General features: G+C 62.6%; 12 protein-coding genes. 4 read left to right on the top strand and 8 right to left on the bottom strand.

Translation table 11 applies throughout. From position 1 onward, the window contains the following. Positions 1-164 precede the first annotated feature (164 nt). Complete coding sequence (locus tag QZ186_RS10515; RefSeq protein ID WP_296416717.1) at positions 165-1,229, bottom strand: anthranilate phosphoribosyltransferase family protein; 1,065 nt, start codon at positions 1,227-1,229, stop codon at positions 165-167. A gap of 218 nt (positions 1,230-1,447) precedes the next feature. Here QZ186_RS10515 and cynS point away from each other — a divergent pair, with 218 nt between their 5' ends. Continuing rightward, positions 1,448-1,909, top strand: a complete 462-nt coding sequence (cynS, locus tag QZ186_RS10510) for a cyanase (RefSeq protein WP_071777923.1) — start codon at positions 1,448-1,450, stop codon at positions 1,907-1,909. Positions 1,910-1,978: 69 nt separating this feature from the next. Here the strand turns inward: cynS and QZ186_RS10505 are convergent, their stop codons facing one another. The 4 genes from QZ186_RS10505 to QZ186_RS10490 form a co-directional block, all read right to left on the bottom strand. Beyond that, positions 1,979-2,761, bottom strand: a complete 783-nt coding sequence (locus QZ186_RS10505; RefSeq protein ID WP_296416716.1) for a hypothetical protein — start codon at positions 2,759-2,761, stop codon at positions 1,979-1,981. 3 nt (positions 2,762-2,764) lie between these two features. Then, entirely contained in the window at positions 2,765-3,655 is an 891-nt protein-coding gene (locus QZ186_RS10500; protein WP_010313770.1) for a formate/nitrite transporter family protein, read from the bottom strand. 316 nt (positions 3,656-3,971) lie between these two features. Further along, positions 3,972-5,543 (bottom strand): ferredoxin--nitrite reductase, encoded by a 1,572-nt coding sequence (locus tag QZ186_RS10495; RefSeq protein ID WP_296416715.1) that lies wholly within the window; start codon positions 5,541-5,543, stop codon positions 3,972-3,974. 212 nt (positions 5,544-5,755) lie between these two features. Beyond that, positions 5,756-5,953 carry a hypothetical protein gene (locus QZ186_RS10490; protein ID WP_247476696.1) on the bottom strand — a complete coding sequence of 66 codons (198 nt, stop codon included), beginning with the start codon at positions 5,951-5,953 and terminating at the stop codon, positions 5,756-5,758. Positions 5,954-6,061: 108 nt separating this feature from the next. Between QZ186_RS10490 and QZ186_RS10485 the strand changes: the two genes are divergently transcribed. Together QZ186_RS10485 and cobA are read left to right on the top strand one after the other, a co-directional pair. Beyond that, positions 6,062-6,610, top strand: a complete 549-nt coding sequence (locus tag QZ186_RS10485) for a hypothetical protein (RefSeq protein ID WP_363155132.1) — start codon at positions 6,062-6,064, stop codon at positions 6,608-6,610. Then, entirely contained in the window at positions 6,607-7,395 is a 789-nt protein-coding gene (gene cobA, locus QZ186_RS10480) for a uroporphyrinogen-III C-methyltransferase (RefSeq protein ID WP_247476700.1), read from the top strand. The genes QZ186_RS10485 and cobA overlap by 4 nt, the downstream gene beginning before the upstream one ends. Here the strand turns inward: cobA and QZ186_RS10475 are convergent. From QZ186_RS10475 to QZ186_RS10465, 3 genes are all read right to left on the bottom strand, one after another. Next, complete coding sequence (locus QZ186_RS10475) at positions 7,332-7,739, bottom strand: hypothetical protein (RefSeq protein WP_296416713.1); 408 nt, start codon at positions 7,737-7,739, stop codon at positions 7,332-7,334. The two genes, cobA and QZ186_RS10475, sit on opposite strands and share 64 nt — an antisense overlap. Positions 7,740-7,799: 60 nt before the next feature. Further along, positions 7,800-8,003, bottom strand: a complete 204-nt coding sequence (locus tag QZ186_RS10470) for a hypothetical protein (protein WP_296416712.1) — start codon at positions 8,001-8,003, stop codon at positions 7,800-7,802. Positions 8,004-8,264: 261 nt separating this feature from the next. Continuing rightward, a complete protein-coding gene (locus tag QZ186_RS10465) occupies positions 8,265-9,827 on the bottom strand; it encodes an APC family permease (protein WP_010313756.1) in 1,563 nt (520 codons plus the stop codon). 73 nt (positions 9,828-9,900) lie between these two features. On the opposite strand from QZ186_RS10465, the gene QZ186_RS10460 reads away from it, so the two are divergent. Further along, on the top strand, positions 9,901-10,371 hold the full coding sequence (locus QZ186_RS10460; protein ID WP_010313754.1) for a hypothetical protein: 471 nt from the start codon (positions 9,901-9,903) through the stop codon (positions 10,369-10,371). Positions 10,372-10,422 lie beyond the last annotated feature (51 nt).

Below are 10,422 nucleotides of genomic sequence, written 5' to 3'. Positions count from 1 at the left end.
TTCCAGCTCACAGGGCTGTCCCCAGTGTTTGCCTCACCTTCCCATGGAGGCTTGATCTTTTCTTAGTGCCTCCATTTCGACCTCCGCACCCGCGTCGTTGCAGCCCGTGATTGCTGGCCAAGCGGCGATGAAGCAGGTGCTGGGCGAGCGCTGATTCTTTGCTCTCAGCCCATCTCCTGGCGCAGACGCTGGAGGTGGGCCATCACCACCCCCGAGTTCAGCAGTTCCCGGCAGCGTTCGAGGCCGCCTGTGAGGTTCGCCTCCAGTCCGGCCTGCCAGAGGTAGGTGCCGGCATTCCAGATCAAGGCGGTCGCGAGTTCCCCTTGCCCGCCCAGGGCGGCGGCCGCTTGGTGACCCCAGGTCTCCAGACCTTCCCAAAGCGGGTCGGCTCCGTAGCAACCGTTGTCGCGGGGGTGGAGAATCTGGCGCCCGTCCTCCTCTCGGGTTGGACGACCCGTCACGCAGGCCCGACTGATCGGCAGATCGGTGCTCCCCTCGAGGCCTTTGACGGTCAGCACGTTGGTTTCCCCCGCTAAGTCCAGTGCCTTCCAGGCCCGCGCTTCGGTTGGCGGGTGGACAAAGCCACTGACCAGCAGGTGCTCGCCCTGGTGCGCAGTCCAGAGCAACTCGAGGCTGGCCAGCGGTGGCCGCTTGCCGAGATCCTCGCGGTAAGGGATCAGGGTTTCGGCATCCGGGAGGTGGTCCGGTTGATGGACCAACGCCAGATCGCAAGCGTTGAGCTTGGCCTGGACCCACTCGACGCTTCGGCCGGCGAGCTGCAGGCCCAAGCAGGCGAACAGCTCCTGGGCCGTGATCCCGTATTTCACGGGGATGCGGCCGGCCCCTTGCAGCACCACGGGGAGTCCGGCACTCGAGAGCACCAGGGCGGTTAGGGGGTAGATCGGAGCGGTGCGCGTGCGCCCGTCAAAGGGCATGCCGAAGCTGATGGCTGGCTTGCCGGTTGTCAGCTGCGGGCCCCGCTTTCGGTACACATCCAGCATCCCGGTGAGCTCCTGAGGCTCAGGCCGGCGGATGCGGTGGGCGATCAGGAAGGCGCCGATTTGGGCCGGGCTAGCGGCCCCATCGAGCATCAGTTCCAGGGCGTGGGCGGCTTCCTCGCGCGTCAGTCCACTACTGGTGTGCTCGCCACTGCCGACTTTGCGGAGATAGGCCTTGAACAGCTCACGGCCATTCGGCGGGCCGTCGGTTGGGGGAGCGGCGTAGGTCAAGCCGACAGAAGAGCTCGTTCTCACTGGATTCTCCGTGCCGGCAAGGCCCGATCTGGTAGCAGCAGCTACCAAGTTGTTTCAGGCTCGGTAACAAAGGCTGCGAAGTTGATCCCCATCTGCAGCGAATCTGACATGCGAGCAGAACGCAGATTGCGCTTCATTCTGTTCACTCCTCTCATCAATTCTGGCCTGTCTCCATGACGGTTACTCCTGTTTCAATGCCCTCGTTGGCAGCTCCCTCTCCCGCCACAATCACGGCGACATTGATGGCGGCGAAGAAGGCCAAAGGGCTGAGCTTCGCTGATCTGGAGGCCGCCCTGGGTCGCGATGAAGTGTGGATCGCTTCGCTGTTCTACTGCCAGTCCACCGCTTCGGCTGAAGAAGCCCAAAAGCTGGCTGAACTGCTCAGCCTTGACCATGCCATTACCGAGGCACTGCAGTCGTTCCCGACCAAGGGCGGTCTGGATCCTGTGATCCCGACTGATCCGCTGATCTATCGCTTCTACGAGATCATGCAGGTGTACGGAATGCCCCTGAAGGACGTGATCCAAGAGAAGTTTGGTGATGGCATTATGAGCGCCATTGACTTCACCTTGGATGTGGACAAAGTTGAAGATCCTGCTGGTAACCGAGTGAAGGTCACCATGTGCGGCAAGTTCCTTCCTTATAAGAAATGGTGAGCTTCGGCTCCCAACGCAAAAGCCCACCAACGGTGGGCTTTTTTTGTGGCGAATTGTAGAAATGAATAGTTATGCCAAGGCCTGCTCGACCAGGGCTTGATGCCTGACCTGAGCCTTGAGTTGACGCCGCAGCGGCTCTTCTAAGGCTGTGCCAGCCAATTCGCCTCGAAGCTCCAGCAGCTGCTGGCAGCATTCCAGGCTGCCGATGCAACCGAGGGCCTGGAGTGCCGCTTCAGCGACGCGGGGCAGAGCTTCGGTGCTGATGCAGCCGCGAATGGCAGTTAAGACGCTGGGCTCGTTGCGCCGTTGCAGCAGCTTGATCGTGGCAATCACCACATCGGCGCGAAAGTCCTGCAGCAGAGGCGTCGTCAGGCGTAGGACCTCCTCGGCCGTCAGGCTGCGATTGCGGAAGGTCAGCAGGCTGAGGCCTGCCAGGCGATGGCTCTGGCCAGGTGCGCTTAGCGCTGATTCGATGATGCTGAAATCGATCAGATTGCCCCAGCAGCCGAGGGCTTCGAGCACATCGGGCTCCAGGGGTCCGGCCTCTGGCAGCCAGGTAAGGAGCTGAGTGCAGGCCTGGGGGTGATGACAGATCCCCAGGGCGCGAATGAGGGGCAGAGAAATGCCCTGCGATTGGCAGAGGGGAAGGATCAAGGCAATGGCCTCGGGTCCGGCCATCCCCAGCCGCTCAGCCAGGCTGAGGGCAAGGGTGGGATCGGAGACCCGAGGCAGCAGAGCGCTCAGTTCTTCAGGGGTGAGGGGCTGCCGCCGCCAGCGTCCGAGCCGCTCGCTCAGAGCAGCTTCCTCATGGGGCTGAAGAAGGTCAGAGGCAGGGGCGACAGCGAGTCCCATTGATCAGCGAGCCCCCAGCTCGGCGGCCAGTTCCCGCTCCAGCTTGTCGTCGTGCTCACTGGGGAGAACGTTGGGCATCTTGGTGCGGTGGGTGCTGTAGAAGAGCATCCCGATGAAGACCATCCCGCCCACGATGTTGCCGAGGGTGACGGGGATGAAGTTCCAGACGATCACCTTGCCGAAGGACACACCGGAGCCCAGCAGGGGGCCGGCGGTATGCAGGAACTGGTTCACCACGATGTGCTCCATGCCCATCGTTTGGAAGGCCGTGATCGGCAGCCAGCAGGCCAGCAGCTTGCCGGGAACGCTCTTGCTCACCAGGGCCATGGTCACGCCCAGGCAGACCAGCCAGTTGGCGACCATGCCCCGCAGGAAGGCCAGGAAGAAGCCAGTGCTGCCAAGGGCTTCGTACTTGGTGACCACATTCAGCTTGTTGAGCTTGATGATCGTGGCGGCCACGACCTGCCAGCCCTTACCGCCGTCGGCAGCGGCCAGGGGCTCAACGGTGCCGGCGCTGGTCAGGCTGGCCCACATGATCAGGGCAACAACGGCGGTGCCGATGAAGTTGCCAATCCAGACCCAGGCCCAGTTGCGGAAGGTGGCGCTCCAGCTCGCCTTGCCGGCCCAGACGCTCATGGGCAGCAGGGCGAAGTTGCCGGTGACCAGCTCCATGCCGAAGAGGACGATGCTGGCGAAGCCGAAGGGGAAGAGCAGCGAGCCCAGGAAGGGCATCTTGCTCTGGGCGGCCACGGTCAGGGCCAGGATCACGGCGAGACCGAGGATGGCTCCGGAATAGAAACCGCGGATCAGCAGGTTCTTGACGCTGACGGTTGCTTTTTTGCCGCCGGCAGCAATCATGCCGTCGACTAATTCATTGGGTAGGACGTAGTCCATCTGTGAAGCTGTCGCGCTCATGTTTTGCTCTGCAAGTGATGTGTGAGGAAAGGAATTAACCGCTAATGCGGTTCATCAAGCGAGAAATGATGTCTTGGCTGCCTTGGGGCCTGTTGACGGCAGCTTTGTCAGTGCCACTGCTGCTCAGCCAATTCACAAACCGAGAGAAGACATCTCTCTTTTGTTGCGTCGTTGATGAAGACATGCGTCCGAAGTTGAGGGTGAGACGGTGCGATCTGATTGAGGACAGGCTTCAGAAGAAAGGAGCACCTGGTCTCAAAAATGCCGGTAAATGTGTAGTGCGGACTGCGGCTTTTTACGTCCTGGGCTTGGCGCCAAACTGTTCAATGAGAACTTCTTTCAGCACCGCTTGGATTTCACTGGCGGGAACTCCTTTGCGGTGCATCTCGCCGATTTGAGGGTTGGCACCTTGGGAGCCGCCAATGGTGATGTTGTAGCCCTCGCCCATGCCGCCATCGGGCTGTTTGGTTTTGGTTCCGGTGAGACCAATGGCGCCCATGTAGGCCTGGCCGCAGGTGTTGGGGCAGCCCGTCCAGTGGATCTTCAGTTCCTCCGGAAGGACCAATTCACGATCCAGCGCTTCAGCAGCAGCGAGGGCTTGATCCTTGGTGTTGGTGAGGGCAAAGCTGCAGTAGCTGTTGCCGGTGCAGCTGACGGTGCCAGCGGCAATGTGGCTGGGGTTCAGGCTGAAACGTTGCAGGAGTGGTTCCGTTTCAAAGGCCTGGAGTTGAGCGCTGCTGATGCCGGTAAAGATCACGTTTTGATCTTCCGTCAGGCGCACGCTGCCGTCGCCATGGCGCTCGGCAAGGGCGGCAATGTCTTGGAAGTCTTCGGCCAGCAGGCGTCCGACGGGAACATGGACACCGGCGTAGTGCAGGTCCTGCTGCTTCTGCGGGTGGATGCCGTAGTGGGAGCGGGGTTCAGCGTCGAAGACTGAACCTGGATCTGGGGTCAGCGGACCAAAGCGTTCTTCCACCATGGCCCGGAAAGCCTCCAGGCCAACCTCGTCGAGGTACAGGCGGAAGCGACCCTTAGGGCGCTTGTCCCGCTCTCCGTTGTCCCTCCAGATCTTGATCACGGCTTCGGTGATCGCGCAGATTTGATCTGGTTTGACCCAGGCGTTCAAGGGAATGGCATAGGCATTCATCTGGGAGGAGAGGATGCCGCCGATCCAGACGCCAAAGCCCATCTCGCCGTTGCGCTCAACGGGGTGGAAGGCGATGTCGTTGTGGAGCAGGAAGTTGTCGCGTGCACCAGCGACAGCCGTATTCCACTTCCGCGGAAGGTTGGAGAACTCGGGGTTGCCCTGGTGGTTGCTCGTGAGGAAGTTTTCGAGCTCCTGGGTGTACGGGCGAGTGTCGACAATCTCCAGGGGGTCAATGCCGGCAATGGGATTTCCGGTGACGTTCCTGGGGTTGTCGAAGGCCGATTGGATGGTGGTCAGGCCAACCGCTTTGAGTTGACCCAGAATCTCGGGCAGGTCCTCCAGGAGGATGCCGCGCATTTGGATGTTTTGGCGCGTGGTGATGTCGGCGCTTCCGTTGCTGCCATAGCGAGCCACGATGTTGCCGACGACCCGAAGCTGCTCTGCGGAGATCACCCCGTTGGGAACCCGCAGGCGCATCATGAACAGCCCTGGAGTTTTGGGTCTCCAGAACATTCCGTACCACTTCAGTCGCAGCTGAAGATCCGTCTCATCGACGTTCTCCCATCCAAGTTTGGCGAACGTCTCGATTTCGCTGCCGACGAGTAGGCCGTCTTTGGCCGCTTTGTTCTGCTCAATCTTATTGAGCTTTTTACCTTCGAGCCAGCTCGGTAGTGCGCTGGGTGTCTCGTTTGCGTTGGACATCGTTGGCGTCGCCACCATGGGAAATCGGTTCAGATGAAGTCAGCAACTGAGCCGTTTCCAAAACAAAGAACGACTAGTGGGTGGAATCAAATCATTCGCCCTCTGCACTGCTTTGTCGCCGTTGTTACGGATCGACGCCGTCCAAGGGGAGTGGTGAAAAGGGTGTCAACGGATACCTAAAGGGGCCCCATCTTCCGGGTTGATGGTCACGCTCTTCGGCCCCGCGCAGCTCAGTATTGGCGTCCGATTTCGCCCAGCATTCGCGTCGCTCCACTGCGAATCATTTGCCAGACCTTGCCCATGGCGGCGAAGTCGGCATCGAGTTCGCGCCTCCACTGCGGGGTGGGCTGCATCTCCCGGTAGCGGGGGCGTCCGTAGCTGCTCTGGGGCCTGCGGCGGGAGCTGGGCAAGGGGCGGGCGGCTGGCATCGTGTTCCTATGAATCCGGTGGATGTGACTCCATCAGCAGGCCCGGGGTGCTGGCGGTGGCCGTTGCTACCGAAGCCCTCCGCTGCTCGGCAGTCGCCCTTGCTCTTGGTGGTCCACGGCCACGCCGGTGGGCAGATTCCCCAGGTCATCACTGAGCTGCTGAACGATCTCGCCCAGGCCCGTCAGGCTCCGGTTTGGTTGCAAGCCCTCACGGCTGATCCTCTGGAGCTGCCCCAGGGGCAATCGCTGCTGTTGGTGCCCCTGCTGCTGACGCCCGGCAGCCATGCCCGCAGTGATGTCCCGGGGATCCGTGATCGGCTGCGCCGAGAAGGGCATCAGGTGTGCACGCTTCCTTTCCTCGGGGCCTGGGGCCCCTGGTTGGAGCATTTGCGCGCGCTGAATGCTCCGGCTGTGTTGCACCATCCCCTTCGGCCAGGGGTGGCGGATCGCTACCTCTCGGCCCTGAGCCGCTACCTGGGGGTGCCCTGCTTAAGTGCAGACCGAAGCGCCCCGAGCGATGCGGCGGCATTGCCCTTGGCCCTTGCGCCCAATCGGATGACGGCCCACCTACGGACGGACGTCTCCCCCTGTCTGGCGCTGCTGGAGCGTCCGGCCACCCGTCAGTTCTTGTTCAACCTCCTGCTCGATCTGCCATGACCGCTGACGTTGCCGGCAAGGTGTATCTGGTGGGGGCTGGTCCCGGTGATCCCGACCTCCTGACGGTCAAGGCCCAGCGTTTGCTCAGCCAGTGCGATGCCCTGGTCTATGACTCACTGGTGCCGCGCGAGGTCTTGGCCTTGGTGCCGGACGGTGCCGAGCAGCACTTCGTTGGGAAGCGCCGGGGCCATCACTCTGTGCCCCAACCCAGCACCAATGCCGTGCTGGTGGAGATGGCCAAGCGCCATCGCTGCGTGGTGCGCCTGAAGGGTGGGGATCCCTTTCTCTTTGGTCGTGGCGGTGAGGAGGCAGCCCACCTCGAGCGTCATGGGATCGCCGTTGAGGTGGTTCCCGGGGTGACGGCTGGGATCGCCGCCCCTGCCTATGTCGGCATTCCCGTGACCCACCGCCGTGCCGGCAGTTCCGTCACCTTCGTGACCGGTCACGAGGAGATTGATAAGCGTCGTCCTGGGGTGGATTGGCGCGGCTTAGCCCGCAGCAGTGATGGCCTGGTGATCTACATGGGCCTGCACAACCTGCCCCATATCTGTGAGGAGTTGATTGCCGGCGGCCTGGACGCCTCGACCCCTGCTGCTGCGGTGCAGCAAGGCACGGTGCGGGGGCAGAAGGCGGTGGTCTCCACCTTGGGTGGTTTGGCTGCAGCCGTTCAGGAGGCGGAGCTGGCCTCCCCGTCCATCGTGGTGATTGGCGATGTCGTCAGTCAGCGCGTTGAAAGCTGCGCCCCTGAGCCGGCCCTCGTGGAGATGCCGATTCCGCTCAAATAGGGCTGAGGGCGTCCCAGGTGCAGGGTTCGCAGGGACCATCCGCGAGGTGCTCGGCGCACCTGGGCGGAGAGCCACTGCTGATCCCGTTCCTTGAGGGCTGCTCGATCGCTTAGGTCTTCGCCGCCGTAGAGCAGGTTGATGATCCGATCTGGGTCAAGCTCCAGTTCCGCCACCTCATTCCAGAGGCCTTGGCTGGCCTGGGCATCGGCCCGGCCGATCTGTGCCTCGGCGAGGGACTGGGCCAACAAGATCACCAGGGCCTGTTCTTTGCGGGCAGAAAAGCTGTCACTGCTGATCCCGGCGCGGCCCGGGCGGTCAGTGCAGCTGCTGGAGGGGGCTGTCATCGCAACCTTCCAAGGGTTGGACTAACGCTAATCAGGGTTGGGCCAGTTGCCTTCTGGTCGTTAGGCCTCGGCGCGCCAATTGGGCAGCCCGAGGGCGTCCCGTTGGCTGAAGCGCTCGCAAACGGCATAGGCCGCGGGGAGGTTGGCGACCCGCTCCCAGCTTCCGTCGCTGTCGTTGTGGTTCACGACATAGCCGCCGCCCCCGTCACGGGCGATCCGGCAGCCATCACCGGTGAGTCCGACGAGATGCAGATGGTCGCCCATGAATCCGACTGCTGACTGGGTGATTTCTAAGGCCGGTGAATGTCTCCCAGCTCTGTGTTCGTTTCCCCACGCAATCAAACGTGAGCCTTTGGAAGGCAAACAAAAAAGCCCTTCACGTTTTCTTTGGGATCGACCCTGATTGCGCCTTGATTTCTAGTTTTTGTAGGTGAATGTGCCTAGTTCATGGTGTGCCTGAGCCGTTCGCCAGTGATCCCCGGTCGCGACCCATGTCAGCAACTGGCCATCGACAGCGGCGGTCGATTAATTGATTTGGACCTGGGCTTCGCTCGAGACCTGCGGCAGGCGGGATCGCACAGCGAAGGGGAAAACGGCCAAGGAGAAGGCGCTGGCCAGAGCGATCTGTGTCAGTTCGCCGCCGGGAATCAGGCGATTGGAGCCGCTCAGCTCGGCAATCAGCAGCAGGCCGATTAAGTAGCCAAACCACCAACGGCCATGCGTCCCATCGAGCGGTCGGCCTTGCCATCGGTTGACTCCCGTAAAGATCAGGGCCGGAACCAGGACGAGGGCGATGGCGCCTTCAACGGCTGTGCGTCCGCACCAGAGCACAGCCCAGCTGGCGGCCATGAAGGTCAGCGGACAGACCAGTGCGGCAGCAGGAAGCGCAAAGGCGCGATGGGCAGTCGGGAGCTGCTGACGGAGGGCCAGCAGGCTGACGGGCCCAACGGCCAAGGCAATCACCAAGCAGGCGGTCAGGAAGCTCACGATCTGCTGCCAGCTGGGGCCAAGCAGCAGCATCACAACGCCAATCACCAAGCTCAGGATGAGTGCTGTGCTGGGCACGGCTTGGCGGTTGAGGTGCTCCAGCCGTCTGGGCAGCAGACGCAGGCTGCCCATCATCCAGGCCACCCGGCCGGAGAGCCCCAAGTAGGTCATGGCGGTCGCTCCCGGGGAGATCACCGCATCACTCAGCAGCAACCCCACGACCCAGCTCAGACCGAGTCCCATGGCGATCGCCGCCAGGGGGCCGCCGTGGGCGCTCAGCTGCAGCGCTCCCCAGCCCGCGCCCAGGCTGCTGTGGGGCACCGCCACGAGAAAGGCCAGCTGCAGCGCCAGATAGATGGCGATGGAGAGCCCCAGTCCAAGGCCCATGGCCAGGGGCACGGTGCGTTGGGGGTCTCTGGCTTCGCCCGCCAAATCCATGGCGGTGCGAAATCCCAGCAGGCTGAAGAGGATGCCGCCACTGCTGATGGCATGAACAATGCCGGGCAGCCAGTTCTCCCCTGCGCCGGGTGCTCCCACGGTCACCAGCAGATTGCTCCAGTCCGAAGCGCTGAGCATCAGGACGGCCGAAATCAGGAGGGGAATGACCAGCTTCCAGCTGGTCAGGGTGTCAATCCAGCGGGCCAGGGTGCGCACCCCCGCCAAGTTCACCCAGGTCATCAGCACCAGCAGCAGAGCGGCGAAGGCCATGCCCCAGGGACTGAGCACCTGGCCTTGGCCGCCATCGAGGGTGAGCCAGGGCAGGTCGCTGGCCAGGTACTCGATCATCGCCAGCACCTCAATGGTGGGAAGGGCCAGGTAGGCCACCCAGGCGCACCATCCGCCGATGAACCCGGCCAGGCGGCCATGGCTGAGCATTGGGATTTGCGCCAGGGCGCCGGAGCTGGGCACCAGTGCCCCGAGTTCGGCGAAGACCATGGCCAGGCCAAAGGCCAGCACTCCGCCCAGGAGCCAAGCGATCAGGCTCGCGGCCCCGGCGCTGCGGGCGGCATAGAAGGGTGCGAACAGCCAGCCCGAGCCGATGGTGCCGCTCACCACCGCCAGGGTCAGGCTGCGCAGGCCGAGGCTGCGCGACAGGGCCATTCGGGGTGTTTCCTGCAGTGCTTTCCATCCTGGTCAGCTCTGGCTAGAGCGAAACCAGTGATCGTTCTTTTCGATGTCGGCTTTCATGCGTGCTGGAGTCACCGCCTTGATCGGCGCTGGTGCCCTCATGGCGTCTGCCCCGGCTTTGGCCTCCTGTCAGTTCCTCGCCCCCGTGGGCGGTAATGGCCAGAGCAACATCGTCACCAAGACCATCAGCCTGGGCAGCCCCTTGCCCTTCAGCCGCCCGAACTGGAACACCGATTTCTTCGTTAACCAGCCCTACAGCAGCTACAAGCTGTTCTTCACCGCCAACTCCTCGGTGAGCGCGACGTATCCGATTCAGGCCTACCTGAAGTTCACCGATGGCTCCAATCTCCAGGTCGTCAATGACTCCTATGCCCCCAATGTCGGCACCGGCCGTCAGTGGACCGTTCGTGCTGTTCCCGGCAAAACGGTGAACCAGGTGAACTTCAAGATCGGCGCCAGCGGCGATCAGGCGGCCACGGGCTTCACCTACCGGATCTCCGTCCAGGGCTGCAACTGAGCTCAGTCCGCCAGGAGTGGATCAAAGAGCGCTCTGACCTCCTCCAAGCTG

It is taken from the genome of Vulcanococcus sp. DEBay_Sum29NL08_54, from assembly GCF_017859255.1.
In the GTDB taxonomy this organism is placed as follows: Bacteria; Cyanobacteriota; Cyanobacteriia; order PCC-6307; family Cyanobiaceae; genus Vulcanococcus.
This window is presented reverse-complemented; position numbering and strand designations above follow the sequence as displayed.

Coding starts and splice junctions, on each gene's coding strand:
- QZ186_RS10470 (WP_296416712.1), bottom strand. CDS start 8,003: ATGGGCGACCATCTGCATCTCGTCGGACTCACCGGTGATGGCTGCCGG.
- QZ186_RS10460 (WP_010313754.1), top strand. CDS start 9,901: ATGTCGGCTTTCATGCGTGCTGGAGTCACCGCCTTGATCGGCGCTGGT.
- QZ186_RS10475 (WP_296416713.1), bottom strand. CDS start 7,739: ATGACAGCCCCCTCCAGCAGCTGCACTGACCGCCCGGGCCGCGCCGGG.
- QZ186_RS10490 (WP_247476696.1), bottom strand. CDS start 5,953: ATGCCAGCCGCCCGCCCCTTGCCCAGCTCCCGCCGCAGGCCCCAGAGC.
- QZ186_RS10500 (WP_010313770.1), bottom strand. CDS start 3,655: ATGGACTACGTCCTACCCAATGAATTAGTCGACGGCATGATTGCTGCC.
- cynS (WP_071777923.1), top strand. CDS start 1,448: ATGCCCTCGTTGGCAGCTCCCTCTCCCGCCACAATCACGGCGACATTG.
- QZ186_RS10495 (WP_296416715.1), bottom strand. CDS start 5,543: ATGGTGGCGACGCCAACGATGTCCAACGCAAACGAGACACCCAGCGCA.
- QZ186_RS10505 (WP_296416716.1), bottom strand. CDS start 2,761: ATGGGACTCGCTGTCGCCCCTGCCTCTGACCTTCTTCAGCCCCATGAG.
- cobA (WP_247476700.1), top strand. CDS start 6,607: ATGACCGCTGACGTTGCCGGCAAGGTGTATCTGGTGGGGGCTGGTCCC.
- QZ186_RS10465 (WP_010313756.1), bottom strand. CDS start 9,827: ATGGCCCTGTCGCGCAGCCTCGGCCTGCGCAGCCTGACCCTGGCGGTG.